3 protein-coding genes are annotated in these 1,220 nt (G+C 46.6%); all 3 read right to left on the minus strand.

What is annotated here, in order from left to right:
* Window positions 1-61 precede the first annotated feature (61 nt).
* The 3 genes from ACOCD2_RS20705 to ACOCD2_RS20715 all read right to left on the minus strand — a co-directional run bounded on the left by ACOCD2_RS20705 (window position 62) and on the right by ACOCD2_RS20715 (window position 1,039).
* Entirely contained in the window at window positions 62-421 is a 360-nt protein-coding gene (locus ACOCD2_RS20705; protein ID WP_293650349.1) for an ankyrin repeat domain-containing protein, read from the minus strand.
* A 107-nt stretch (window positions 422-528) separates the two neighbouring features.
* Complete coding sequence (locus tag ACOCD2_RS20710) at window positions 529-771, minus strand: BrnA antitoxin family protein (protein ID WP_293650348.1); 243 nt, start codon at window positions 769-771, stop codon at window positions 529-531.
* A complete protein-coding gene (locus ACOCD2_RS20715) occupies window positions 749-1,039 on the minus strand; it encodes a BrnT family toxin (protein ID WP_293650347.1) in 291 nt (96 codons plus the stop codon). Before ACOCD2_RS20715 ends, ACOCD2_RS20710 begins: the two co-directional genes overlap by 23 nt.
* Window positions 1,040-1,220 lie beyond the last annotated feature (181 nt).

The following is a 1,220-nucleotide window of genomic DNA, read 5'->3' on the forward strand; positions in this document are numbered from 1 at the left end:
CCTCCACCATGTGCTGCAGCACATCGGCAATGCCAGGACGGTTGAGGACATTGAAGCCCTGCTACCCTGGAACACGCCTGTCAAAAAAATGCAATAGGGCTGATTGTTTGGCGCTTACCATCATGTGAAGCGCCGTGTATCCTTCGTCGGTTTTGATGTTCACGTCCGCACCGGCATCAATGAGAGTCTTGACAAGCCGAGGAGTGCGTTCCGCCGAAGAAACGGCGCGCATTAATGGTGTGAATCCGTATTCGTCGTTTTCGTAAAGCAGCGACGGTTCGCTGGCGATCATCTTTCGGACGATGCGAACATCGCCATCCGCGATCGCTTGGAAGAACATGGTTTTGTTGGTCAAGCTCACTTGGGCGTCACATCCAACGAGTGCGAGGACAGCGAGTAGAATGGCAAGTGCCCGTGCCATGTAATCAACGCACCATTTGAACCAAATAACGCCCTGCTAAGCGGCATTTGACAACACGCAACTGGAGAGGTAGCGATAGGCGCGTGTTGTCAAGATGTCCGCTTAAGCTACTTGTTAGCACTTTTTTGGTGTGCAACATACTCATCAAGTAACTGACGAATCATTTTTTGGTACTGCATGTGATGTCTTTTTGCAGTTTCCTTAAAGTACGCCACGCTCTCAGAACTAAGTGAAATTGTGACTTTCGTGTTTTGTTGCTTAAGCGCCAATTCTTCAGGTGAAGGTAAAAAATCAGGGACTATCTTGATATCACCTAAAGGCTCATTGCTATACTGAATTGGTTTGCTCATAGATCTTTTTACCTTTGCGCCAATACCCTGCACCAATTATACGGATGCGACCAGACCGATAAGTAAACCGAACAGTGAGAATGCCCGTGCCTTTCTGATTTTGACCAAAACAATAATATCGTTTTTCATTTTGACTATGAGCCAAGTCTTCAGCTATGACACGACTGCAATCTAAGAAAGCATACTGTGCTTCGTGGAATGTAACTCCATGCTTTTTGAGGTTTTCCTCATTCTTTGCTTCATCCCACTCGAAATTTGGCTTACTCATGGGATGAATATAGCACCAATATGGCTAATTAACCATACCTAACATCTAAGCATTTATCTTCTGTGCGCAGCATGGCAGATAAATGTCTGTTGGACTATGCCGCCCCGCAGGTTGGCACCGTCTATATAAAGGGGATTGGTTTATGGCGGCTACTTTGAACCTCGGCCTTTGAACCGGGGTG

Origin of the sequence: Thiolapillus sp. (assembly GCF_048562965.1) — a bacterium.
Lineage (GTDB): Bacteria > Pseudomonadota > Gammaproteobacteria > Chromatiales > Chromatiaceae > Thiolapillus > Thiolapillus brandeum_A.